The sequence below is a fragment of the Micromonospora arborensis genome, assembly GCF_003205615.1.
Lineage (GTDB): Bacteria > Actinomycetota > Actinomycetes > Mycobacteriales > Micromonosporaceae > Micromonospora > Micromonospora arborensis.
On sequence record NZ_PYBV01000023.1, the window covers coordinates 50,821 to 74,333 of the forward strand.

Consider the following 23,513-nt stretch of genomic DNA (forward strand, 5'->3'; position numbering starts at 1 on the left):
CGGTCAGCTCTTGGCCCAGCGCAGGATTTCGCCGAGCACCAGCTCCGGTGCCTCCAGGTGGGGGAAGTGCCCCACCCCGTCGAGTAGCCGCCACTCGTACGGGGCGACGACGTAGCGGCCGGAGCCCAGGGCGGTGCGTGGCAGGGACGCGACGTCCCGGGCGCCGTGCAGTTGCAGGGTCGGGGTGGTCAGCGGCTTCTGCATCAGGCGGACGAACCGGTAGCCGTGCAACCTCAGCAGCGAACGGAACGCCCAGCGGTACCCCTCCATCGCGCAGAACGCGGCCTGCGGAATGCACATCGCCTCCCGGCACCGATCGGCGTACGCCTCGAAATCCGGCCCGGCCACCCAGCGTGGCCCGCCCCAACGGCGCAGGATCTCCGCGACGGCAGCCGCGCCGTCCCGGGTGAGTACGTGCTCGTAGCGGGGTAGCTGGAACTTCAGTGCGGGGGTGGAGGCGGCGAACTGCCCGCGCGGGTCGGCGAAGATGCCGGCGCGCAGTCGCAGCGGGTGTGGCGCCCCCAGCACGACGAGCCGGCGGACCAGGGCCGGGTGGAATGAGGCCACCGTCCAGCCCACCATGCCGCCGACGCCGCCGCCGACGATCGTCGTCGACCGTTCACCGAGGGCGCGGATCAATCCGGCGATGTCGGCGGCGAGGGTGTAGCCGTCGTACCCGCGGGGTGGTTTGTCGCTGGCGCCGTAGCCGCGCAGGTCGACGGCGACCGCTCGGAAGCCGGCGTCGGCGACGGCCGGCAACATCTGGTGCCACGCCCACCAGTGCTCGGGGAAGCCGTGCAGGAAGAGCACCATCGGCCCGGTGCCGGCCTCGACCACATGGAACCGGGTGCCGTTGGCGCCGACGAAGCGGTGCGTCCACGGCCCCTCGGTGAGGACGCAGGACTCGTCGACGGCTCCGCCGCGCTGGTCGGTCATGGCAGACAGCCTAGGACCCGGTTGCTGCCGACGGCCCTGGTGGTCGCGTTGAACAGGGAGAAGCCCGGGTTGTCCCCTACCGGCGAGAGGCACCGGATCCGGGTGTGTCACTGCGCGCGGGCGCTCGACAAAGGGCGACGCCCGGGCAGGTGACCCTGCCCGGGCGTCGCGTGTTGAAGCGGGATCGTTGGTCAGCTGATCCGGATCTTCATCGAGGTGCCGTCCTGCTCCAGAACCTTGATCTTGACACCGGTTGCGGGGAGCTTGACGCCGTGGTTCGGCAGCTCGTCGTAGAAGTACTTCTTGGTGTCGTCGAACAGCGGCTGGGCATCCTGACCACGGACGTACTGCGGCTGGCTGTTGAGGTGCAGGGTGAACGAGTCAGCCTTCTTGAGGCTGAACGGTGCGTCGTACACCTGGACCCGGGCCCGCCACGGAGCGCCGGTCAGGTTGTAGAGCGGCTCCGGGTGCGCGTCGATGTACAGGTTGCGACCCTCACCCGGGTGACCACCCGGGTTGGCCTCCGACGCCGGCGCGGTGTTGTTGTCGGAGAACCGGGTGTTCCAGTACGAGATGAGCAGGCCCTCCTGGTACGCGTAGTGATCCACCCAGTCCGGGCGGGTGTTCGCGTAGCCGAAGAAGTACGGGCCGGTCTTCAGGTACTTGTCGTACGAGACGTACGACCGGTTGCCGGCGATGTAGAAGTTGTCGAACTCGTTGGTGTAGGTCGACCCGACCACCTGGAACTTGTCGAGCGTCCAGCCACCGTCGGTCTCGGCGCCGTCGGTGAACACGGTCTGACCGTCGGCGGTCACGGTGATCGCGTCACCGAAGAAGCCGCCCTCGGAGACACCACCGTCGGTGACGTAGTGCAGGCGGACCTGCGCCACCTTGCCGGCGACCGAGGTCAGCGGGATGTTGATGTCCGCCCACGCGCCATTGCTGCTGCCGTCGAGGGCCGGGCGGCCCGCGCCGTCCACGCCGATCGGCGCGCCGTTGACCGTGCCGTCCAGGTCGGTCCAGGTCTGACCGCCGTCCGTCGACGCCTCGAAGTAGAGGAAGTCGTAGGTCGACTCGATGCTGTACTTGCCCTTGAGCGACAGCGCCGCCGTGGACTTACCGGTGAGGTCGAACGTCCTCGTCATCTTGGTGTCGAGGTTGTCGTCGTTACCGGAGAAGTACTGCTTGGAGCCTTCGAACGGTGCGCCGTAGTTGAAGGTGTATTCCCTCGGGGGCAGCACGACCACAACGGCCTGCGCTTCCTTCGAGTTGTACTCCTGCGGGCCGAGTTCCAGCGTCTTCTTCTGCCCTGCCACGACGGTCTCGTAGTCGAGCCAGCCGAGCTGGAACTTGTTCCACGCGCCGAGGTCGCCGCCACGGTCGCCGATGCCGACGTCGTTCTTGGCACCGAGCCGGCTCTGGGCCATCAGGGTCCAGTGCTCGTTGTTGTTGTCGGCCGGCCCGTAGTCGTCCGGCAGGCCCAGGTCGTGGCCGTACTCGTGGTAGAAGACGCTGCGACCGCCGTTTTCCGGCTGGATCGTGTAGTCGCGGATCCAGACACCGGTGTTGCCGATCTGGGTGCCGCCGATCGGGAAGTTCGGCGGGCCGACGGGCGAGCTGTTGAAGGCCGACCAGCGGTGGCTCCAGATGGCGTCCTCACCCTGCTGCGGGTCACCGTCGGCCTGGTCGCCGCCGGAGTGGACGATCTGGAAGTGGTCGATGTAGCCGTCCGACTCGTTGAAGTCGCCGTCGCCGTCGTAGTCGAACCGGTCCCACTGGTCGAAGGACTTCATCTCCGCGGCGATCTGCGCGTCCGTCCGGCCCTTGGCCTTCTGGTCGACGACCCACTGGTTCGCGGCGTCCTGGATCAGGTTCCAGGTGTTCGGGCAGACGTTGTCCGCGCAGACGGCCGGGTCGTTGGCCGGGTTGGTCGAGTCGTCCGCGATCGGGTCGTCGGAGCGACCGTAGCGGGCCTCGTTGTACCGGACCTTGACCCAGTCGGTCACTTCGCCTTCGACGCTGTAGCGACCCGAGGACTGCGCCTCGTAGTACTGCTTGAGCGACTCGTCGCCCGGGTTGGTGCCGAAGTAGACCTGGCGGAAGTGCTCCGGGCTGAAGTCCGGCTGCCAGATGGTGGAGTTGTCCACGGCCCGGTTGGGCTCGGGAATCTTGTTGTGCAGCGGTCCCTGGAAGGTCGCCGGCCCGGCGACGTCCGGGTTCATGTCCTTGTCCGGGAAGGACGGGTGCCGCTCGTCACCGAACTCGGCGAGGATCACGAAGATCTTGTCGGTCTTCTGGCGCTTGAGCTCGACGTACTGATCCTTGGTCTTCTTCGCGCCGGCGGCGGCGCGGGCGTTGGTGCCGCTGGCGCCGCTCGTCTCGCCGACCTTGACGACCGTGCTTCCATTGCGCTCGATCGGCTTGCTCCGACCGCTCAGCACGTCGCTGAGACCCTGCTGAAGCAGCGCGCGGCGCTTGTCCTCGAGCTTGTCGGGGAGTTCGTCCTTCAACGCCTGCGGCTCGGCGGCGGCCGGTGCCGCCGGCAGTTTGGGCTGAGGAGCCGCCGAGGCGGACGGGCCGTAGAACAGGCCCGTCGCCGTCAGTGAGAGCCCGAGCAGACCCACTGCGACTTTGCGCACGTGGTACCTCCGGTTTGAGGGAACCGACCCAACGGGGGTACAGGCCGGTGGGATATCGATCCCACTAGGGGGACCAAAGGTGAACATAGACACTGCTGCGACGGGTGGGAAGACGCATGCGTCGATTTGTTGCAAGATTTTGTTGGCAATGCTTTTCACCGTCACATACCGGGGTTTCATCAGCCACGCTGGTCAGCCGAGGGCGGGCGGCCCGGTTTGCAGTGACCAACATCGATCAACTCGGTCGGTGTACGACAGTGGGGCCGGTGGCGTTTCCGCCACCGGCCCCACTGTCCACTCAGCGATCAGTTCCTGATCTGCACGACCATGTCATCGGTCGGCTTCTTGCCCTGCTTGACGATCTCGATCCGGGTGCCGGTGCCGGCCACCTTCACCGAGTTCTGCTCGTTGTCCGCCGTCCAGTAGCGGTCCACCGCGCTGTCGTCGAAGACCGGGTTGGCCTTCAACTTCGGCAGGGTGACCGGCACCCCGTTGAGGTGGAAGGTCTGGGCGGGCTTGTCGTGCCGGCTGAACGCCGCGTCGAAGCCGTTACGGCGGTTGGTGACGGTGCCCTGGCCCTTGACCGTGATCGCGCCCGGGCGGACGTCGACCGGCAGGTCCAGGCCGTACCCCGGGTGCTCCGAGGTGTTGTTGTCGCCGTAGGCGTAGTTCACGTACCAGACCAGCATGCCGGGCTGGTTCGCGTACCGCTCCACCCAGCTCGGCCGGGTGTTGCTGAAGCCGTAGTTGTACCCACCGGTCCGCAGGGCGTCGTCGTACCCGACGTAGGTCCGGTTCTCCGCGATGTAGAAGCGGGGGTACGAGGCGGTCACCGAGCCGCCCATCCGGGTGAAGCCCTCGGCGGTCCACTCGGCAGCCAGCGTCTCGGCGTCGTCGGTCCACGCCGCCGTGCCGTCCTTGACCAGCGAAATGTTGTCCAGGAACACGCCCGTCAGGTTCGTCCCGTTGTCACTCTGGTAGCGGTAGCGGAACTGGATGACCTTTCCGGCGTACGCCGCGAGGTCGTAGTTCAGGTCCACCCACTTGCCGCCGGACGACCCGTCGAGACCGGTCTCCCCGGCGTCGATGAGCGGGCTGTCCACCGACGCCCAGGTGGCACCGTTGTCGGTCGACACCTCGGCGTAGAAGAAGTCGTAGTCTTCCTCGGTGTCGTACCAGGCCTTGGCGTTGATCGAGGCCGAGCTGGCGCCGGTCAGGTCGAGTTGGCGGGTCAGGCTGTTGTTCAGGTTGTCCGCGCTGCCGCCCCACCACTCGTTCGACCCGGCGAACGGCGTGTTGTAGGTGCTGGTCTGCTCCTGCGGCGGCAGGTTGACGACGACCGCCTGGGCCTTCGGCCCATCGCTGTCACCGGCCGGCCCGAGCGTCACCTGGGTGGTGCCCTTGCCGTACTCCACGGTGGAGTAGTTCAGCCAGCCGAGGAAGAGCTTCGACCAGGGGTCCATGTAGCCCGGGGTCGTCCCGATGTCGTCCTTGCCGCGGCTCAGCCACGATCCGGCGGACATCAGGCTCCAGAACCCGACGCCGTTGTCGCCGCCGACCGTGTCGTACAGGTCCGGCAGGCCGAGGTCGTGGCCGTACTCGTGGGCGAACACGCCCAGGCCGCCGTTCTCCGGCTCCGTGGTGTAGTCGCGGATCCAGAGACCGGTGTCGCCGATCTGCACGCCACCAGCCAGGTTGCCGGCCGGCCCGGCCTTGCCCGTCAGGTCGGTGAAGGCACCCCAGCGGTGCGACCAGATGGCGTCCTCGCCCTCGGCGCCACCGCCGGCCTCCTCGCCCTTACCGGCGTGCACCGCCTGGAAGTGGTCGATGTAGCCGTCGGGCTCGTTGAAGTCGCCGTCGCCGTCGAAGTCGTACCTGTCCCAGATGTCGAACTGGGAGAGGTACTGCTTGATCTGCTCCGGGGTCTTGCCCAGTCCGATCTGGGAGTCGTACCAGGACGTGGCGCTGTCCTTGATGAAGTTCCAGGAGCCGTCGCTCTCTGGGATGGCGTTGCTGCCGTACCGCGCCTCGTTGAACGGCACGGTGACCCAGTCGCTGACATCGCCACCGACGGTGTAGCGGCCGCCGGACTGCTTCAGGTAGAAGTCCCGCATCGACTCGCCGCCACTACCGTAGAACGTGTCCAGGTAGTGCTGGCGGTCGTAGTTCGACGACCACGAGGTGGTGTTGTCGTCGGTCGCGCCGCCGTCCCAGTTCCGGTCCGGCTCCTGGATCTGGCCGACCGTCGGGCCGGCTGCCCCGCCGGTGCGCGGGTCGGTCTTGTCGCCGAAGTTCACCAGCATGGTGAAGATCGGGTCGACCTTCGGCGGCTGCTGGTACTCGACGAACCGGTCCTTGATCTTGATGACCTTCGAGCCGTGGCGGTTTTCCAGCTTGGCCTTGCCGGAGAGCAGGTCGGCGATGGCCTGCTTGCGGATCTCCCGCTGCTGATCCGCCTTCGGGTCGGGGAGGTTTTCCCGGCCGTGCTTCGCCTTGTCGGATGAGGGGGTCGGGTTTGCCGCCGGGGCGCCGGAGGCTGGCGTCGCCATGACTCCCGCTGCCAGCAGCGCGGCCGTGGCGGTGGCCAGACCGGCTGTGACTCGTCGCCTCAAAGGTCTCCTCCTTTGTGGACCTGTGTTACATGACAGCGATCGTCGAAGCAGTCACTGTCATGTCGTGCGATACACACCTTTACAGAGCATCCGACCGGTTGTCACGAGTCGATCAAGCGGGCCGAAGGTGGTTCTGAGTGGTTTCGGAGCGATAAATCGTGACGAAACGGTCGTGGCCTGAGGCAACTTTTTACACGACGGTGATGTCAAGATCGTCGATGCCTCGCGGGATTACGAGGTTCCCGATACCTAGCGCCCGGGCCGACGGAAACGTCACGTCGTGCGGTGGGCCCGAACGCGGAACGGCCCGCCCGGAGCATGCTGCTCCGGGCGGGCCGCCGCGTTGATCCGTCAGACGACGGAGCTGTTGCGGGTCACTTCTTCGCCGGGGTGACGAAGATCGTGGCGGACGAGTTGTCCCGTGCCGCCTTCTTGATCGTGAGCGAGACGCCGTAGTTCACGCCCTGGTCACCAGGGTTACCGGTGCCCAGCACGATCGCGCCACCGCTGAGGGTCACGCCGTAGAACTCCGGCGCGGGGCTGCCGTCCGGGTGGGTGACCCGGGTGGTGTACGGCGCGTTGTTCCGCGACGGCAGCACCACCGACGCGTCGTTGTCCCGGGCGTAGGGAGCGCCGTCGCGCATCTCGATGCCCGGGTACCAGCCCTTCGCGTCAGTGAACGCCTGCACCGGCGGCTGCGCCTTGAACTTCGTGCAGTACGCGCTGTACAGCTCGCCCGCCGCCTCCAGGCACTCCGTGAAGGGGTACGTCTTCTGCAGCGTGAAGGCGGCGTTGGCCGACTGCGGGCGGCTGGGCAGGTTGTCCGTCACCGACGGGTCCTTCGTCGCCGCCACGCCGGTGCGCCGGAGCGGGTCGAAGTGCGAGTCGACGATGAGCAGCCCGCCCTTCGCGCCGTAGCTGGGCAGCGCGGTCATCTGCCCGGTGACGTGGTTGACGTCGCCGAGCGCGGTGTCCCGGTACCAGACCAACATGCCCGGCGCGTTGTACGAGATCCGGTCGACCTTCCACGCGTCGTGCGAGTAGATCGTGTCGTAGGTGTACTGCAGACCCTTGTCGAAGCCGTCGAAGTTACGCCACTCCGCCAGGTAGTACTGGGCGTGGACCTCGGTGCCGCTGGAGACCTTCCAACCCGCGCCGGTGGTGTCCACGAAGGTGCCCACGGTGGCCGTCCAACCGTTGGCGCCGCCCTCGACGTCGTCACTCCAGGTGGTGGCGCCGCCGCCGGTGACCGAGAAGTCGTCGGCGAACCAGTTGCGCTCCTGGAACGCCTCGTCGGTGGCCTGACGCAGCCGCAACTGCACGGTCGTGCCCGCGTACGCCGACAGGTCCACGTAGTCGTGCCGCCAGCCGTCGGTGCTGCCGGTCAGGCCGTACTTCTTGCCGCCGAAGTCGTTCATCCGGCCGTTCGGGTCGGCGTAGCCGTCCGGCGTGGTGACCACGGTGCCGGCCTCGTCGTACACCTTCTGCTCGGTCCAGGTCGTCCCGCCGTCCGTCGAGAGCTCGACGAAGCCGTAGTCCCAGTCCTCCTCGATGATGTAGTTGTTCCACATCCAGAACTTGGAGTCGGCCGCGGCCGGCACGTTGACCGAGCGGCTCAGCGTGACGTCGGCCCACTCCTGGTCGTTGTTGCTGTGCCACATCTTCGTGCCGCTGTGCGGGGTGGCCAGCGTCGTCACCTTGTCCGGCAGGTCGACCTTGATGCCGTCCTCGGCGTCGATCGGCGTCCGCGACGTCTGGCCGAGCTTCACCTCGCGGGGGTTCGACCCGGGGCGGATGGTCAGCGGGTCGGCCCAGCCGAGCACCCACTTGTCCCAGATGCCCATGTGCGTCGGCAGCGCCTGGAAGATCTCACCGGAGTGCGAGCCCGAGGCCATCAGGTCCCAGAAGTCCACGTCGGAGTCGGCGTTGCCGGACGTGTCGTAGAGGTCCGGCAGGCCCAGGTCGTGACCGAACTCGTGGGCGAAGACACCGACACCGGCGTCCTCCGGCTGCACGATGTAGTTCGACACCTTGAGGTTGGTGCCCGGGATGCTGTAGCCACCGGCGACGGTGGAGGAGTGCGCCCACACGGCGTACACGCCCTCGGCGCCGCCGCCACGGGACTTGCCCTGGCCGGCGTGCACCAGCACGAGGTGGTCGATCACGCCGTCGGGCTCGAAGAGGTTGCCGTCGCCGTCGCGGTCGGCCTGGTCCTCGATGTCGTAGTCGGCCCAGGGGAAGCTGGGGTCCTTCGCGGCGAGCGAGTCGATCGCGTCGGTCGCCAGGCGGCCGGCGCCGGCCGGGTTGTCCGGGTGACCGTTCATCGACTGCTCACGGCCGGGCACCCAGGCGCCGGTCTCGTCCTGGAAGCAGCGGTTCGCCGCGTACCAGCCCTCCGAGTGCGGCACGGTGATCCACGGGCTGGCCTGCCCGGCGACCGTGTACGCGTTCTTCGACATCTCCAGGTACATGTTGTGCATGGTGCGCCCGGACAGGTCGATGCCCTTCTTGTTGTCCGGGCCCTTCAGGTCCTTGCGGACCCGCTCGGTGATGCCCTCCTTGGTGTAGAGCATCTTGTTGTAGTGCGTCGGCGAGAAGTCCGGCACCCACATCGAGTTGTTGTCCTCGTACCCGAGGGTCGCCGGGTTCGGGATGTTGTTGTGCTTCGGGCCGTTCTGCACCGTGCCGGGGACGCAGGTCCGGTCCTCGAACACCGTCTTGGGGACCATCACCCCGGTGAAGTCGTCGTTCGCCTTGTCGTTGAACTCCACCAGCAGCGTGAGCAGCTTCGCCGTCTGCGTGGTCGGCGACTGCTTGAACTGGCGGGGGTTCTTGCCCGTCTTCAGCGACTTGGCTTCGTCCTTGGCCAGCTGCCGCGCGGCGACCGGGTTGCCCCGGGCGTGCTTCTGGTCGAATGCGCGGGCGGACGCCGCGGCAGGGGTGTAGACGCCACCCTTGCCCTTGACCTCACGGCCGGTGGTGTCCGGCTGCACCTCGGGCTCGGCGTAGTTGATGTAGTACTCGTCGGCGCCGATCACCGCCCGGGGGGTGCTGGACGACGACTGGGCCGCCGCGCTGCCGGTCACGGTCAGTGACGTGGCCGCGAGGGCGATGACGGGTAGCGCGACGAGTAGTCGTCGGCGCGACCCCGGATGGGAAGTTCTTTTCATGCCACTCCGTTCTCGGGCAGAGGACGTCGGTCGGCTCCGGCGCGGTGAGGCGCATCGACACCGCCCGACGCGCGTGAAACTAAATGAGAATCAACGCGCGCGGCGGGTTCGTGATCGATGCGTTATCCGTTCGGTCGGAGCGCGGCGGTACGTACCTCCACACAAGACAGCGGTGGGTGACGGTCCGTCCGGACCGCCACCCACCGCTGGGGTACGTCTGCCGTCAGTCCTCGTCGGACTTCGCGCCGGTCATCCCGGAGGAGATCAGGTCCATCACCGACGAGTCCTGCAACGTGGTCACGTCACCCAGTGACCGGTGCTCCGCCACGTCCCGCAGCAACCGGCGCATGATCTTGCCGGAGCGGGTCTTCGGCAGCTCCGGCACCAGCATGATCTGCCGCGGCTTGGCGATCGGGCCGAGCGTCTTCGAGACATGGTTGCGCAGGTCGGCGATGAGCTGCTCACCCGCCTCGCCGGCGATGTCCGTGCTGCCCCGGGGGATGGCGAACGCGACGATCGCCTGACCGGTGGTCGGGTCGGTCGCGCCCACCACCGCCGCCTCGGCGACCGACGGGTGCGACACCAGCGCGGACTCCACCTCGGTCGTCGAGATGTTGTGCCCGGACACCAACATCACGTCGTCGACCCGGCCGAGCAGCCAGATGTGCCCGTCGTCGTCCTTCTTCGCCCCGTCACCAGCGAAGTACATGCCCTCGAACCGGGACCAGTACGTGTCGATGAACCGCTCGTCGTCACCCCAGATGGTGCGCAGCATCGACGGCCACGGCTCCCGCAACACCAGGTAGCCGCCACCACCGTTCGGCACCGACTGACCCTGGTCGTCCACCACGTCCGCCACGATGCCCGGCAGCGGAGTCATCGCCGAACCCGGCTTGGCCGCGGTCACACCCGGCAACGGGGAGATCATGATGGCGCCCGTCTCGGTCTGCCACCAGGTGTCCACGACGGGCAGTGCCCCGCCGCCGATGTGCTCCCTGTACCACATCCAGGCCTCGGGGTTGATCGGCTCACCAACGCTGCCGAGCAGCCGCAGCGACGAGAGGTCGTGGCTGGCAGGGATGTCCTCGCCCCACTTCATCATCGTGCGGATCAACGTCGGCGCGGTGTAGAGGATGCTCACCCGGTACTTCTCGACGATGTCCCAGAAGCGACCCTTGTGCGGGGTGTCCGGGGTGCCCTCGTACATCACCTGCGTGACCCCGTTGGAGAGCGGGCCGTACACGATGTAGGAGTGACCGGTGACCCAACCGATGTCGGCCGTGCACCAGTAGACGTCCGTCTCCGGCTTCAGGTCGAAGACCGCGTTCGCGGTGTACGACGCCTGCGTGAGGTAGCCGCCCGTGGTGTGCAGGATGCCCTTCGGCCGGGCCGTGGTGCCGCTGGTGTAGAGGATGAACAGCGGGTGCTCGGCGTCGAACGGCTGCGCGGTGTGCTCGGCCGACGCGGTCTCGACCGTCTCGTGCCACCAGAGGTCCTTCTCCGACCACGCCACCTCCGCACCGGTGCGGCGCACCACCAGCACGTGGTCCACCGACGGGCAGTTCGCCACCGCCTCGTCGACGGTCGGCTTCAGCGCCGACGGCTTGCCCCGCCGGTAACCACCATCGGCCGTGATCACCACCTTGGCGCTGGCGTCCTGGATCCGGTTGCTCAGCGAGTCGGCCGAGAAGCCGCCGAAGACCACGCTGTGCGCGGCGCCGATCCGGGCGCAGGCCAACATGGCCACCGCCGCCTCCGGGATCATCGGCAGGTAGATGGCGACCCGGTCGCCGGCGGTAACGCCCAGGTCGGTGAGCGCGTTCGCCGCGCGACAGGTCAACTCGTGCAGATCCGCGTACGTGATGGTGCGGGTGTCGCCCGGCTCGCCCTCCCAGTGAATCGCCACCTTGTCGCCGCGGCCCGCCTCGACATGCCGGTCCAGGCAGTTGTACGCCACGTTGAGCTGCCCGCCGACGAACCACTTCGCGAACGGTGGGTTCGACCAGTCGAGCACCTCGTCCCACTTCTTCGACCAAGTCAGACGATCGGCCTGCTTCGCCCAGAAGGCGAGCCGGTCGGCCTCGGCCTCGGCGTACGCGTCGACGGTGACGTTGGCGTGCGCGGCGAGTTCGGCCGGCGGCGGGAACTGGCGCGTCTCACTCAGCAGATTGGCCAATGCCTCGCTCATGCCGTGACTCCTCGTCCTCGGGGTGACCTGCGTCTCGATGGCACGAGGGTAGTCGCGGGGCCCTCGACCGGCGACGGCTGCCCACGCCGTCGCGCCGAGCGGCCCCCGCCACGCGCCCGACGGCCGTCGCACCCCGTACCCAGCCCCGCGCTCACGCCACGCCCCTGCGCGGCCTGCCTGCCTGGCGCCCCTGTGGTCGCGCCCCTGCCCCGCGTGCTTGCGGTCGCGCCCCTGCCCCGCGTGCTTGCGGTCGCGCCCCTGCCCCGCGTGCTTGCGGTCGCGCACCTGCCCGCGCTCACGCCGCGCCCCTGCCCCCCGCCCCTGCCCCGCGCCCCTGCCCCACGCGCCTGCGGTCGCCCTTGCCCCGCGCGCCTGCCGCCCGCGCTTGATCGACACGAGGTCGGCGATGTGGCGGTATCGAGGCGGTGGGATACCCCCAGTTCGGCGACCTCGTGTTGACCTTGCCCGGATCGTCGGGTGAGGTGGTGCGGTTGGTGGCGGGAGCCGCGATGCGGGCGGGTGCGGCCCGGGCGGCGGAGTCGGGTCGCTAGCGTGGCGGGGTGACCACCGACCCGCTCGCGCCCCTGCTCGCGCTCGCCGACATCTCCGCCACCGTCGAGCGTGCCCGCGAGCGGTTCGACCAGGCACTCGGGCACCGTGCGCTGCGCCGGAACGGCGGACAGGTCGCGGCCGAGGTCAGCCTCCGTTCAGCGGTGGCCAGCGCCGCCCTGGAGGGGGCGGTGCACGAACGCGAGGCGGTCCGCGCCGGCACCGTCACCGATCCGGTGCTCCAGGGGGCGCTGCGGGTCGCCGGGGCGCTGCCCGGCCTGAGTGAACTCTGGCCGAAGGCCCCCCGGCAGGCGCTCGCGAAACTGCACGTGCTCGCCGCCCGGGAACTGGTGCCGGAAGCCGAGCTGGGCCGCCCGGTAGCCGACCCGGTGGTCGCCACCCGCCTCGATGGGCTGGCCGGGCTGGTCGCCGGCGGCACGAAGGTCTCCCCACTGGTGCTCGCCGCCGTCGTACACGGGGAGTTGCTGAACCTACGCCCGTTCGCCGGGCCGTCCGGCGTGGTGGCCCGCGGGGCCGCCCGTCTGGTGCTGCTCGCCAGCGGCCTCGACCCGCGGGGCCTGCTCGCCGTCGACGTCGGCCACCGCGAGCGGGAGCCCGAGTACGTCGGCTCGGCCGGCGCCTTCGCCACCGGCACCCCGGACGGGCTGCGCTCCTGGCTACGCCACTACATGGCCGCCGTCGAAGTGGGTGCCGACCAACTCACCGCCATCGGCGACGAGATCCTCGCCGCCTGACGGCGCGGGTCACGCGCTGGCGGCGGCGCAGGTCACGCGCTGGCGGCGGCGCAGGTCACGCGCTGGCGGCGGCGCGGGTGCGACGGTGCCGCCCGTACCACGCGATGCCGATGGCCACGCCCACCCCGACCCCCAGCGCGGCTGCGGCCACCGGAACGGCGGGCCGCTCCCGCAGGCGACGGCCCAGCGGGATCGGATGCCGGAACTCCAGCACCGGCCAGGCGTTCTCCGAGGCCAGCTTGCGCAGCTGCCGGTCCGGGTTGACCACGCTCGGGTGGCCGACACACTCCAAGAGCGGGCGATCACTGTACGAGTCGGAGTAGGCGTACGAGTCGGCCAGGTCGTAGCCCCGGGCGGCAGCCAACTCGCCGACCGCCTCGACCTTGCTCGGACCGGCCGCGTAGAACTCGACCTCGCCGCTGTACCGGCCGTCCTGCACCGTCATCCGGGTGGCGATCACGTCGGTCACCCCGAGCAGTTCGCCGATCGGCCGGACCATCTCCTCGCCGGACGCCGAGACCAGCACCACGTCCCGCCCGGCCGCCTGGTGCTCCTCGATCAGGGCGGCGGCTTCGGCGTACACGTAGGGGTTGATCAGCTCGTGCAGTGTCTCCGCCACGATCTGGCGGACCTGCTCCACCTGCCAGCCCTTGCAGAGCGCAGCCAGGTAGTCCCGTGTTCGGGCCATGGTCTGCTCGTCGGTGCCGCCCAGCCGGAACATCAGCTGCGCGTACGCCGACTTGACCACGTCACGCCGGGTGATCAGCCCGTCCCGGTAGAACGGCCGACCAAACGCCAGGGCGCTCGACTTGGCGATGACGGTCTTGTCTAGATCGAAGAAAGCGGCACTTCGGCCCACGGCGCGAAAGTCTAGCCGGATGGTCTATCGTCGGCGGGTGCCCGGGGTCAAGCCACCCCTCGGACCTGCGGGCTGGCACCACCAACTCCGCTCCGTGTGATCGCGATCACACTCTGCGAGGAGATTTTCGCAGTGAGTGGAGTCGGCACCACTCGACGTGACGGGCCCGCTCAGGCAGACTTGTCCGTACGACGAGCCTTCACATCCTCGAAACAGACAGACTCTCAGCGGTTGCACCCCCCGTGGCCGCTGAGTGGTTCGGCTCGACCCCCCCGGAGCCGAACCTTCGACGACCCCCGTCTCCCCCCGACGGGGGTCGTCCCTTTGCGGGGAGCGCTCCCGGCCAGGTGAAGGCGTGTCTTCCGGGTCGGTCGGTCGAGGCGACGGACGGAAAGTCAGCGAATTGTCAGCGAAGGTCAGCCGGACCCGGTCGGCGTAGTCCTCGGGCGTGTGCGTGTACCGGTCCAGCGTCGTCGACGCCTTCTCGTGCCCGACCACCCGCTGCACCACGTTGACCGGCACGCCGTCGGTCACCAGCCAGGTGATGTACGAGTGCCGAAGGTCGTGGAACCGCAGCCCGCCGACTGCAGATGCCGCCGCGTGCGCTACCGCCGCCGCCTGCGTCGGGAACTCCGCCCGCTGCTCCCGGCCGTCCCGGTCCGGCCACACCGCCAGCCATCGGCCCGGTGCCCCTTCGGTGACCCGACCGAGCAGGCCGGCCCGCACCAACGACGGTAGCCAGATCCGCCGCCGGAAGTTCGACCGCCGCTGCGGCCCGCCGTCCCGGTCCGCGAAGACCAGCGCCCGGCCGTCCGGGGAGGCGGCGCCGCGCCGCTGGCGCAGCTCGTCGACGAGGAACGGTGGCATGGGTACCGCCCGCACGCCGGCCCGACTCTTCGGGTACGCCCGCAGCACGATCCCGCCGTGGGTCTCCACGGCCACCTGGGCGACGTACAAGAGCCCTCGGTCAAGGTCGACCGCCTCCCACGGCAGGCCCGCGCACTCACCCCACCGCAGTCCCGCCCCAGCGGCGGCGCAAACGATTCCCCGGTGTTCGGCCGGGACGCCCGCGATGAGGACGTGCGAACCGGTCAGCCGCAACCGGTACGCCTGCCCGTCCTCCTGGACGCCGAGCGGCAGCCCGTCCAGTTCCGGAACGTCGCCGACCGGTAGTGGCGCGACGATGCCGGCAAGCGGGTCGCGGCGCATCAAGCGGACCACCACCCGATCCGGCCGGTCCGTCGAGCGGGCCTGACCGGTGGGCAGGCGAAATGCGTAGGCGAGGCGTTCCGCGGCCTGCCCCCAGTCGTCGGGGATTTGGCCCGGCAGCATCCGCACGGTCAGCTCATCGCCGTAGCGGTCGCAGCGCACCCGCAGCAGGCGGGGCACGTACCGGTCACCGCCGAACACGGTCGCCAATCCGCAGGTGGCCATGACCGACGCCCACCGGGGCCGGTAGACCACCAGGGCGCGGACTCGGGCAACGAGCGGGTACCAGCCGAATCGCAGCCACGACAACGGGTGCCACCGCCACCAGACCACGCAACCGGCGGCAACCGCCGCGACGACGCCGGCCAAGACGAGGCCACCGAACTCGACCCGCACCCAAAGCGCGAGGCCCGCAGGCGCGGTGATCCACCAGTAACGGGCCGCCAGCACAGCGAGACGGAACAGACCCCGACCCAGCCACCAGAACACCAGCAGCCAGCCCGGAACCCGCCACGCGGGCAGACGCACGTTCATCGGCGCGACGGGGATTTTGTCCCCCGGGATGATGTTGATCAGAGGCACAGGTCACCGCCCTGACCGCGACGGCCACGGCCCAGCGTCGAGACGCAGGACCGGCACGACATCCGGCGCAGGTCGAACCGGCGCGGCTTCACCCACCGGCAGCAACGCGGGCAACGGATTGCCGAGACCGAGCCGAGAGCAGGCGGCAGCCGAAGCGCCGAACGGATCGCCGCTTCCGCCTCCCGGTAGGCGTGCCGCAGGCCGGCCAGGTGAGGGCGTAAGACCATCAGCAGCGCGCCGACCAGCAGCGGCAGGGCGATGATCAGGGCAGGGTGAACTACGGTGGGCATCACGCCCTCCTTCATCGGACGAGGGATGGGAGAGCGCGGGAGCGGGCCGGGACTCTTGGCGGGGAAACGACCCGCCCCGCGCGCCAAACAGCGACCGGTCAGGCAGCCACCGAACCCGGCATCACCGAGGCCGGACGGATAGCCGCAGCCCGCAGCGAGTACGCCATGCGGGAGCGGCAGTCACCCGAAGACCGGCCCGGCTTGCACCGCTGCGAATCCACATACGGGGTCAAGGTCAAGCCTTCGAACTCCACAGCCGGCGGGTAACCCGGCACTGTCGACGGCGGTGGCACCGGCTGCTGCGGCGCAACCACCTTCACCTTCACCTCAGTCGACCGGCCGAACTTCCCGGCCTCCGGGTCCAGGTCCATCACCCGCACCACCCAGACCCGCTCCCCGGTTTCCTTGTCCCGCGCCTGGTTATCCGCCTCACCACGCCGCTCAAAATCGATCTGTGGCGAGACACCGAGGCACAACGCCCCGGCGGGGAAGACGTACTCGGACGGAACCGGCACCTTCAACGTCATCGGAACCACTTCGAAACCTCCATCAGAATCGCCAACTCAACTAGTTGACTTGTTAAGTTGGATCAAAAGTAGGCGCGGCTGACTTGACTTGTCAAGTGAAGTATTTGCCTGGATTAGTCGAGCGGGTACACGTCTTCGAGATCGTGCCGACGGGCCGGCAGGAGAAGATCCACCGCCAGTAGCGGCCTGCCTGTCCGATCGCAGACGGACAGCAGCACTGTCAGCACCGGGTCGTGCTCACCGACCTGCAAAAGCTGCGCTTCTTCGGCGTCAGGAAGACGGGCCGATATCCGCTCGCTGACATGGTCGAAGCGGACGCGCTTGCGAGACGCCACGTGCCGCAGCAACCCTTCGGGAAGAACGTCGGCACTGCCCACCCCTGTCCCGCCGGCCAGCTCGGGCCGCAGGTAGGCCGTGCCGAGTTCAACTGGGCCGAGACCATCGATGGCAATCACGCGGCGGCGCGCGACGACCGGCGTGCCGGGCTCCAAGCCCAGGGCTACAGCTGCACGAGGAGGGGCAGGCACCACGCCCGCAGCGAGCAGTGTGGAGCCGACACGCTCATCGTCTTCCAAAACCGCATAGCGGCGCTCTCTCTGTCGCTGGTCGGCGCCAGTGGGTCGACCGAGGACGAATCGGCCTTTTCCCTGCCGGCTGTCGATCCATCCGTCTTGACGCAGTAGGTCCAGGGCTCGCACGACGACCGGTCGAGAGGCACCGAACTCGCGGACCAACTCTGTTTCGCTGGGCAGCATTGAGCCTGGCGGGTACGTGCCGTCCTGGATGCGTTGCTGCACCGCATTGACGATCACGACGTACTTCGGCGGCGCAACTTCGATCGGCACCGTTTCACCCCAGACGACAACTCAGCTTGTCAACAGGCTATCTGCGCTGCTCAGGTTCTGTCCAACGTCCCGCGTTGGCCATCCGAGTTGGCCTCGGGGCGAAGCTGCTCTGCCACTGACTCAGAGCGGTCTTCAAGCGGGCATTCTCCGCTCGGAGGCCAGCTTCTACGCCATCCCGCGCGGTCAGCTCGTCGACGACGGCACGGAGAAACCCATAGACCTGTTCCTCGGCCAAGCCGCGTCGCCCGAAGTTGGTGCGACGGAACCGGATTCGCTTCACCTGCTCCGGGCAAAGCCGGGCCAAGCGTGACGCTGCCCGGAAGACGCCAACCGAATGCATGGTCACCGCAACCTCCTCGAAGTTGAAACTGTCGTGCCGGCCTTCCGCCTCGCCCCGCTCCGCCCGGCGTGACCGGGGGGAGCGGGGAGTGCGCGCGCGGCGGCGGGAGCAGCAGTCGGAGTGATCAGTCGCAAGCCGGCGCGCTGCACGAAGACCTCTCGCCGATCGACGGCATTGCCCGCGCGGTCGAGTGAGTAGCCGGTCAGCCAGACCCAGCCGTCGTACGTCGGTCGGTCGCAGACTTTGATGACTCGGAAGATCAGCGAGCGATCCCTGCTGAACTGCACCGACGCACCTTCGCCGACGTGCAGAACGTCGCCCGGCTTTGGAAACATCACCGCCCGCCCTCGCTTAGTGGATGGGCACCGAAGCAGGCGGGCTGTGGCCACGGCCGACACCGCGAATCGCCTGCCTGCACCTGCTCCGGTGCCCTGCTCAGGACGCAACCGCTACGACAAATGCCGCTGATCGCAGGTGCCGGCCGGTGCCGGCGCAGTCAGGGCAGTCCCGCCGTTGCAGCCGGTCCGGATCACTCGGCGCGCGAAGCGACCGCCGAGGGCTGGCCATCTTCCATCCACGCCCCTCGCAACCCGAGCAGGAAGCGTCGGCCCGTGAAGCGTGGTGCGTCGCCCCACCCGATCGCCCCTCGCCCACGCACTTGAGGACCCGGATACCGCCCCCGGCTACCTCCGCAGCCGGATCGACGCGGGCACGAGCGGTTCGGTGCCATTTTGACACATGCATCTCAGCGACCAGTACATGCACAATTGCGGTGGGTGAGACGTCCATGGTGGAGATAGAACACCCGGTTGCGGAGACCGATCGAGGACCGAAACAGCACCTCTGACGGACCTCGGGCGGACACCATGAGGACCTGCGTTGTGCTCAGGACCTCACGTAAGTGAGCGTGGAGATAGCCCATCAGGAAGGCGTCGACGATGGCCCGAGATCGCCGCGAACCCCGAACGGTCCTGGAGTACCTGATCCAGTGCAGCGACCGTACGTACGAGGAACTGGCCGACGAGTTCAGCCGCATGGACCCGCGCGCGGCGATCAGCGCGCGGCACCTCGGTCGGCTGGCTCGTGGCGAACGGGACCTGGCCTCATCAACCCCCGCTACACGGCGGGCTCTGCAGGCCATGTTCGGCAAGCCTGTCGATGAGTTGCAGCGCCCCTGGGCATCCCACCAGTTGACCCCTGCGCCGGCCCGACAGCTCATCGTCGAGCCCACCGGCGCCGGCCCGGAAAGGAACCTCCTCGCCATGGCCGCACAACGCGCCCGCCAGTACGCAATGCTCGCCGCCGAAGCCACCTCCCCGGCAGCCATCGACCAGCTCACCGAGGACGTGCAGCGCCTCGCCCTCGCCTACCCGCAGCGACCGGTCAGCCAGATCCTGCCGGACCTGGCCGAAACTCAGGACACCCTGTTCACGCTGCTCGAACGTCGCCAACAGCCGACCCAGTCGCGTGACCTGCATTTCCTCGCTGGCATTACCAGCGGCCTACTCGCCAAGGTCTCGCACGACATGGCCGACCCGCACTCCGCCATGCTGCAAGCGCGAACCGCCGTCCTCTGTGCCGACCAGTCTGGCCACCCCGGGCTGCAAGCCTGGCTCCGCGGACTTCAATCGCTGGTGGCCTACTGGGCCGGCCGGTACGCCGAAGCGGTCCGCTACGCCGAGGCGGGACGCGAGTACGCGACCCAAGCGGGCGGAACCTCGGCCGTCTGGCTGCCCGTCAGCGCCGCACGCGCCTACGCCGCGCTCGGTAACGCGGAACAGGCCAAGGCCGCCATCACCGAGGCTGAGGACACCTGGTCACGGGTACGCCCCGACGAGATGGACGAGATCGGCGGCATCTGCACCTTCAACCAGCCCCGCTCGCTCTACTACGCCAGCGACGCCCTCGCCTGGCTGCCTGGCGAGGCCGACTCCACCGAGCGCTACGCCCTGCGTGCCGTCCAGGCGTACTCCGACCGCTACGACCCGGCGTGGGCGTTCGGCGACCAGGCCGGCTCCCACACCAACCTCGCCATTGCTCGCGTCGCCAGCGGAGAGCTCGATGCCGCCGCTGATGCCCTCGCCCCCGTGCTCGATCTTCCCGCCGACCAGCGCATCAACGGCGTCATCCACTCGGTTCGTCGTGTCCACCAGGCCATTACCCGGGCCGGCCACGCCAATGACGCCCGTGACCTCATCGATGGGATCGAGCACTTCACGCACACGCCTGCCAACGCCCTTCCTCGCTAAGGCACCATCAGCACATGTACCCGATTACCATCCCCGGCCGCGTCATCACTCTTCGCGAACTGCGACCCGATGACGCGGCCGACGCTTTGGCGATCGTCGGTGACGACCGGGTGACGCAGTGGCTCTCGTTCGACAGCCGCGACCAGGCCGCCACTGTCGCCATGGTTGAGGGAGCTGTAAGCCGTGCGCAGATCGACCCTCGCATCGAGTACTACCTAGCGGTCGCAAACACCTCCGATCGCATGATCGGCTTCGCCCGCCTCGGACTCACCGGGCACCAGGCCGCCAAGCTCGGCTACGCCATCGGAGCGGAACACTGGGGCCACGGCTACGCCACCGACGCAGCCCGAACCATCATCGACTACGGCTTTCGAGAGCTGAAGCTTCACCGCATCACCGCAGCTATCGGCCCCGACAACGCTTCCTCCATCGGCGTCGCCAAGCGGCTCGGGATGCAGTACGAAGGCCGGCTGCGCGATCACGTCTTCACCAACGGTGCCTGGCGTGACTCCCAGCTCTACTCGATCCTTGCCCCGGAGTGGAACGACACCGCCGGTTGAGTGGCCCTGGTCGTTCAGTACGAGCGCGAGCAGTTCTGATCATGGTGGCGGTACGATCGCCGCCATGCGCGACGCCGACACGCCGCCGCAGGAACCCGCCGACCATTTCCGCGCTCGCGCCGAACTCACACCTCGCCAGCAGGCGGCCGTAATCCGAGCCGCTGCAGCCGAAGTGCGCCAGCGCGTGCAGGAGTGGCGCGACTCGTCCGCGTGGCAGGACACACCGACGAACGCCCACCGTTACCAGGCGACCATGGCCGGAGTCGCGGCGCTTGACGCCGTACCCGATCCGACCACTAAGGAGGAACTTGGCGAACTGTTCAGTGCCGTCCGCCCCCTACTTGCTGAGTGGCGGCCGAGCCGGCCTGGTCCCGAACAGCACATTTTCGTTGCGGTCGAGCGACTTCGGAAAGCGTGCGGTAGCGCCGACCGCGCCGAATGACTTTACGTTTCCAAGGCGCCCGACAAGAGGGCCACACGCGCCTCCGTGAAAGCGCACAGCCCGGCTCCTCTGCGTTTGGGCCAGGGCCGGGACCGCACCGATCGTCCGGCGGATGGCGCGGACAGCCATGGCCGGCTGGACGTCGGCCGGCCCCACCGGCGGGCTGGCCGACGGCAGGACGGGACGGCAGCGTTCACGCTAGGTGCTGCTTGGTTGATCTCCGAGGAACCCTGGAGTTGCGGTGACAGCCTAGGGAAACCGAGTCATCAGCGCACGAGTGGCACATGTGGTCCACTATGTCCACGTGGACCGACGAACGAGACTGCATGTGAAGGTCGCGGGCGCGATTTTTGTGGCGGCAGCAAGCATCTGGGCCGCGCCGAAGATTCCGGTCTGGTGGACGAGCCTCAGAGAGGGGCGGGTCGGCCTAGTACATCTGGCAGCATTTGTCGCTGTAGCCGGACTTGCCTACACCATCGCTGCCGCCGTGCTAGTTCTTCGATCAAGACAGTCGGTTGACCGGTCTTCTGCCCCTACCGCGCCAAGTCGGCCGTTACGAGCCATACCGACCTGGGTTCTGCCAGTTGCAATACTCGTCTTCGCTGCGGTGACCTGGATAGCTTTAGAGCTGCTACTTAGTGCCGTTCCAAAATCCGGATCATCGGTAGACCTAGCACGCCTTCGTGTAGACGCGGCCCGTACGGGGCTTGCGGTTGGAGCCGGCACGGTTGGTGCTCTTGGCCTGCTGCTGGCGTTTCGCAGGCAACAGGTTGCGGAGAGAACGCAGCAGGCAGTTGAGTATGATGCGAGTGAAAAACGAGTTACGGAACTCTACGTCAAGGCCGCCGATCAGCTCGGATCTGATAAGGCTCCAGTCCGGCTTGCTGGCCTCTATTCCTTGGAGCGGGTTGCCCAGGATAACCCGATACATCGCCAAACGATCGTCAACGTTATTTGCGCCTATATACGGATGCCTCAGGCTGGGCGAGTCTACGAAGATCGAAGCGAGGAAGTGCAGGGGGGCGGCGAAGCTATTTCGAGAGAGGTGGTGATTTCCGAGATCGAGAGGGCTTCGCGACAAGACGCCGCTGCTGAGCGGGAGGTAAGGCTCACCGCTCAGCGGATACTGATCGACCACTTGCGACCTCAGTGGGAGGATGAGGCGGGAGAGGCTATGCCGAATCCGCAATTCTGGGCCGGCATTGATTTGGACTTGCGGCAGGCGACCCTGCGCGGGTTCAATTTGAGTGCCTGTCAGGTGCGAAAGGCCCGATTCGATAGAGCCGTATTCTTAGAGGGCGCCGACTGTAGCAAGATGGTCGTCGAGGATGACGTGGAATTCACGGAGGCGGTGTTCGAAGGCGACATCGCCATGCGTGGAGTCTTGTTTACCGGAAAGGCTCGATTCGGTGGTGCGGTCTTCAACGCGCGCGCAGACTTTAGGGGCGCAATCTTCAATGGAGGGGCGCACTTCGGTGACGTCCGATTCGCTGCCGGTGCCGACTTCTCGAACGCTATCGTGGTCAAATCAATAGGTTTCGACCGTGCCCATTTCGCCGAATGGTCAAACTTCGCCAGGGTCTCATTCGGAAGGCGGACGTACTTCTCGGATGCCGTATTCGAAGGGCCGGCGGTTTTTGCTCGTTCCACCTTCGCACTAGTTGCAGCATTCTCTCGCGCAACATTCGGGGATGAAGCTTGCTTACGAAATGCAACCTTTGAGTCCGATGCTCATTTCGATGGTGCTGACTTCTGGGCAAAGGTTGATGTCCGTGCCACGAAGGTGTTTGGTCCGGCGAACTTTCGAAAGTCGACCTTCGCCAAGAACCTGGACCTCATTGGTGCCACTTTTCATGAGGAGGTAGACTTTCGATATTCGAGGTTTGAACAGCGAACACGATTCTGCGATGTTCGTTTCTACGGCAACGCCTTGTTCTCTCGGGCGATCTTCCTGAAGCATGTACGATTCGACAAGTGTGAATTCGGCAAGTATGTGGGCTTTGGAGGCGCTAGGTTCAAGGGGTCCGTTGCATTCGGCGGCGTCGTTTTCCACGAGCTTTGCCAATTTACGGGGGCAAGGTTCCAGCGGCAAGTCTTTTTCGCATCAACAGAATTCAGGGATATTGCATCTTTTTCTCGGGCGGCTTTCCGGGCTGAATTCAGGTGCCACAAGGTTATTTTCGCTGGCGAAACGGTGTTTGATGGAGCCAGCTTTGCTGTTCCTCCAGAATTTGTCGACTGTCAGGTCGGGGGCGCCGCCTTGGGTTCTGAGTGGCCAGATGCATGGGTTGTAGTTCGGGAAGCCCTTGTACTGAATAGCCGTGTTGATTCGAGCGACCTGGATAGAGCTGTGAGCATGGCACCTCCGGCGAACTATTACCTCGACGCTACTGCACAATTGCCCAGCCAGGCGTCGCGGCAAGCCTCCTGGGTGGAGAGCTCAACGAGCGGCAGCGAGGGTGAGGCTGAAGCCTCAGACGTCGGCAACCAAGCACCAACGACGTAAGCACAGGGGAGGCGGTGCTATCTCGCCGATAAGGCCTCCGCGGGGACGATCTAAGCCGCCTTTAGCGGCAGTCAGCCATGAGGGACCCAGGCACCCTCCCAGATGGCGCGAGCCTGATTGTGGCCGACCCTTGTGTTATTGATGGTGGGTCGACGCGCACCTGCGGATCGGAGCTTCGCTGTTGGGTTGGCTGCAGCCGCTGATCGTGGTTGTACCGACCCTCATCGTCGGATGGGCCGTCGGCCAGGCCCTCAG

General features: G+C 67.4%; 16 protein-coding genes. 5 read left to right on the forward strand and 11 right to left on the reverse strand.

Going from position 1 to position 23,513, the window contains the following annotated elements:
- Nucleotides 1–3 precede the first annotated feature (3 nt).
- The 5 genes from C7C45_RS19195 to acs form a co-directional block, all read right to left on the reverse strand.
- A complete protein-coding gene (locus C7C45_RS19195; RefSeq protein ID WP_110565061.1) occupies nucleotides 4–936 on the reverse strand; it encodes an alpha/beta fold hydrolase in 933 nt (310 codons plus the stop codon).
- A 191-nt stretch (nucleotides 937–1,127) separates the two neighbouring features.
- Nucleotides 1,128–3,560, reverse strand: a complete 2,433-nt coding sequence (locus tag C7C45_RS19200) for an immune inhibitor A domain-containing protein (protein ID WP_110565062.1) — start codon at nucleotides 3,558–3,560, stop codon at nucleotides 1,128–1,130.
- A gap of 320 nt (nucleotides 3,561–3,880) precedes the next feature.
- Nucleotides 3,881–6,187: an immune inhibitor A domain-containing protein gene (locus tag C7C45_RS19205; RefSeq protein ID WP_244200443.1), complete on the reverse strand. Its 2,307-nt coding sequence runs from the start codon at nucleotides 6,185–6,187 to the stop codon at nucleotides 3,881–3,883.
- Between the two features lie 374 nt (nucleotides 6,188–6,561).
- Nucleotides 6,562–9,357, reverse strand: coding sequence for an immune inhibitor A domain-containing protein (locus C7C45_RS19210; RefSeq protein WP_110565064.1), 2,796 nt, complete (start codon nucleotides 9,355–9,357; stop codon nucleotides 6,562–6,564).
- A 223-nt stretch (nucleotides 9,358–9,580) separates the two neighbouring features.
- A complete protein-coding gene (acs, locus tag C7C45_RS19215) occupies nucleotides 9,581–11,545 on the reverse strand; it encodes an acetate--CoA ligase (protein ID WP_110565065.1) in 1,965 nt (654 codons plus the stop codon).
- Nucleotides 11,546–12,105: 560 nt separating this feature from the next.
- On the opposite strand from acs, the gene C7C45_RS19220 reads away from it, so the two are divergent.
- Nucleotides 12,106–12,849 (forward strand): Fic family protein, encoded by a 744-nt coding sequence (locus tag C7C45_RS19220; RefSeq protein ID WP_110565066.1) that lies wholly within the window; start codon nucleotides 12,106–12,108, stop codon nucleotides 12,847–12,849.
- A 55-nt stretch (nucleotides 12,850–12,904) separates the two neighbouring features.
- Here C7C45_RS19220 and C7C45_RS19225 read toward each other — a convergent pair whose 3' ends face one another.
- From C7C45_RS19225 to C7C45_RS19250, 6 genes are all read right to left on the reverse strand, one after another.
- Nucleotides 12,905–13,708, reverse strand: coding sequence for an HAD family hydrolase (locus C7C45_RS19225; protein ID WP_110565067.1), 804 nt, complete (start codon nucleotides 13,706–13,708; stop codon nucleotides 12,905–12,907).
- A 24-nt stretch (nucleotides 13,709–13,732) separates the two neighbouring features.
- Nucleotides 13,733–15,451: a tyrosine-type recombinase/integrase gene (locus tag C7C45_RS35085; RefSeq protein ID WP_244200444.1), complete on the reverse strand. Its 1,719-nt coding sequence runs from the start codon at nucleotides 15,449–15,451 to the stop codon at nucleotides 13,733–13,735.
- Between the two features lie 38 nt (nucleotides 15,452–15,489).
- Nucleotides 15,490–15,789 (reverse strand): hypothetical protein, encoded by a 300-nt coding sequence (locus tag C7C45_RS19235; protein ID WP_110565103.1) that lies wholly within the window; start codon nucleotides 15,787–15,789, stop codon nucleotides 15,490–15,492.
- A gap of 98 nt (nucleotides 15,790–15,887) precedes the next feature.
- Nucleotides 15,888–16,316 (reverse strand): hypothetical protein, encoded by a 429-nt coding sequence (locus C7C45_RS19240; RefSeq protein ID WP_208641220.1) that lies wholly within the window; start codon nucleotides 16,314–16,316, stop codon nucleotides 15,888–15,890.
- A 113-nt stretch (nucleotides 16,317–16,429) separates the two neighbouring features.
- Nucleotides 16,430–17,161, reverse strand: coding sequence for a GntR family transcriptional regulator (locus C7C45_RS19245; RefSeq protein ID WP_110565069.1), 732 nt, complete (start codon nucleotides 17,159–17,161; stop codon nucleotides 16,430–16,432).
- 37 nt (nucleotides 17,162–17,198) lie between these two features.
- Nucleotides 17,199–17,501 carry a DivIVA domain-containing protein gene (locus C7C45_RS19250; RefSeq protein WP_110565070.1) on the reverse strand — a complete coding sequence of 101 codons (303 nt, stop codon included), beginning with the start codon at nucleotides 17,499–17,501 and terminating at the stop codon, nucleotides 17,199–17,201.
- 938 nt (nucleotides 17,502–18,439) lie between these two features.
- Between C7C45_RS19250 and C7C45_RS19260 the strand changes: the two genes are divergently transcribed.
- The 4 genes from C7C45_RS19260 to C7C45_RS19275 all read left to right on the forward strand — a co-directional run bounded on the left by C7C45_RS19260 (nucleotide 18,440) and on the right by C7C45_RS19275 (nucleotide 23,258).
- Nucleotides 18,440–19,750: an NsdA family TPR-like regulatory protein gene (locus C7C45_RS19260; RefSeq protein WP_110565071.1), complete on the forward strand. Its 1,311-nt coding sequence runs from the start codon at nucleotides 18,440–18,442 to the stop codon at nucleotides 19,748–19,750.
- Between the two features lie 14 nt (nucleotides 19,751–19,764).
- A complete protein-coding gene (locus tag C7C45_RS19265) occupies nucleotides 19,765–20,310 on the forward strand; it encodes a GNAT family N-acetyltransferase (RefSeq protein ID WP_110565072.1) in 546 nt (181 codons plus the stop codon).
- Between the two features lie 64 nt (nucleotides 20,311–20,374).
- A complete protein-coding gene (locus tag C7C45_RS33655) occupies nucleotides 20,375–20,752 on the forward strand; it encodes a hypothetical protein (protein WP_146247347.1) in 378 nt (125 codons plus the stop codon).
- A 304-nt stretch (nucleotides 20,753–21,056) separates the two neighbouring features.
- The gene (locus C7C45_RS19275) at nucleotides 21,057–23,258 is read left to right on the forward strand and encodes a pentapeptide repeat-containing protein (RefSeq protein WP_146247348.1); all 2,202 of its coding nucleotides are present in this window, start codon (nucleotides 21,057–21,059) and stop codon (nucleotides 23,256–23,258) included.
- Nucleotides 23,259–23,513 lie beyond the last annotated feature (255 nt).

Coding starts and splice junctions, on each gene's coding strand:
- C7C45_RS19195 (WP_110565061.1), bottom strand. CDS start 936: ATGACCGACCAGCGCGGCGGAGCCGTCGACGAGTCCTGCGTCCTCACC.
- C7C45_RS19210 (WP_110565064.1), bottom strand. CDS start 9,357: ATGAAAAGAACTTCCCATCCGGGGTCGCGCCGACGACTACTCGTCGCG.
- acs (WP_110565065.1), bottom strand. CDS start 11,545: ATGAGCGAGGCATTGGCCAATCTGCTGAGTGAGACGCGCCAGTTCCCG.
- C7C45_RS35085 (WP_244200444.1), bottom strand. CDS start 15,451: ATGAACGTGCGTCTGCCCGCGTGGCGGGTTCCGGGCTGGCTGCTGGTG.
- C7C45_RS19235 (WP_110565103.1), bottom strand. CDS start 15,789: ATGCCCACCGTAGTTCACCCTGCCCTGATCATCGCCCTGCCGCTGCTG.
- C7C45_RS19240 (WP_208641220.1), bottom strand. CDS start 16,316: ATGACGTTGAAGGTGCCGGTTCCGTCCGAGTACGTCTTCCCCGCCGGG.
- C7C45_RS19250 (WP_110565070.1), bottom strand. CDS start 17,501: ATGCATTCGGTTGGCGTCTTCCGGGCAGCGTCACGCTTGGCCCGGCTT.
- C7C45_RS19260 (WP_110565071.1), top strand. CDS start 18,440: ATGGCCCGAGATCGCCGCGAACCCCGAACGGTCCTGGAGTACCTGATC.
- C7C45_RS19265 (WP_110565072.1), top strand. CDS start 19,765: ATGTACCCGATTACCATCCCCGGCCGCGTCATCACTCTTCGCGAACTG.
- C7C45_RS33655 (WP_146247347.1), top strand. CDS start 20,375: ATGCGCGACGCCGACACGCCGCCGCAGGAACCCGCCGACCATTTCCGC.